Genomic DNA, 1,082 nt, shown 5'->3' with positions numbered 1-1,082 from the left:
TGAAGTCCTTACCATTTTGAGTAATAGAAATGTTATCACCATCGATAAACTTAACGGTGTTACCACCTTCAACCTTTTCAGCCATCTCATTATTAGCGACTACATTCCAAGCTGCTAAGTCCTTAACTTGTTGCTTACCGTCAGGGGTCAAATTACTCAAATCTCGATCAGCTGCATTGTCGACCTTACCTTTAGTTGCATCATCAAGTTTAACGGTTACATCGTCACCATTAGCAACCGTAGTAAGACCATTTTCACCTTTTACGTTAAACTTCACATCACCTGTGCTCAAGGATTTTTCATTAGTAGAACCAGAGTTACCACCTAAAGAAATCTTACGGGCAATAGCAGTAGTATTTTTATCAATATTGTCTTTGTTTTTAGCAATATTATCTTTATTAGTAGCAATGTCGCCAGTATTTTTATCAATTGCAGATTTATTGTCAGCTATCTTTTGCTTGTTATCTGCAATATTATCCTTATTAGTAGCAATATCTGCTTTATTCGCAGCAATATTGTCTTTGTTAGTAGCAATATCTACTGCATTTTTATCAATTGCAGTTTTATTATCAGCTATTTTTTGCTTGTTATCCGCAATGGCATCAGCATTTTTGCCAATCTTATCTGTATTATCAGCAATATTGGCTTTGTTTTCTACCACTTGATTATCAACTTGTTTCAATTGATCTTCTGTGGCTGCACGACCAGATACAGGTTGTGTTTGACCTGGAACCCATGTAGTGTTAGTCAAGCCTGTTACTTGAGGTGTTTCGACCCCAGTTGTCGCTTTAACCTTTGGCGCTGTAATCGTTTGAATAGCTGTTACCGTATCAAAGGTTACATCTTTCTTAGTAGAAATGGTGAAGTCCTTACCATTTTGAGTAATAGAAATGTTATCACCATCGATAAACTTAACAGTGTTACCACCTTCAACCTTTTCAGCCATCTCATTATTAGCGACTACATTCCAAGCTGCTAAGTCCTTAACTTGTTGCTTACCGTCAGGGGTCAAATTACTCAAATCTCGATCAGCTGCATTGTCGACCTTACCTTTAGTTGCATCATCAAGTTTAACGGTTACA

Annotated in this window: 1 pseudogene; it reads right to left on the bottom strand. The window is 37.1% G+C overall.

What is annotated here, in order from left to right:
* Nucleotides 1-1,082 (bottom strand): annotated as a pseudogene (locus tag HMPREF0873_RS10025) (hypothetical protein); the annotation flags it as partial.

It is taken from the genome of Veillonella sp. 3_1_44 (assembly GCF_000163715.1).
Lineage (GTDB): Bacteria > Bacillota > Negativicutes > Veillonellales > Veillonellaceae > Veillonella > Veillonella parvula_A.
Note: the sequence above shows the minus strand (reverse complement) of the source record. Positions and strands in the feature narration are given on the sequence as shown.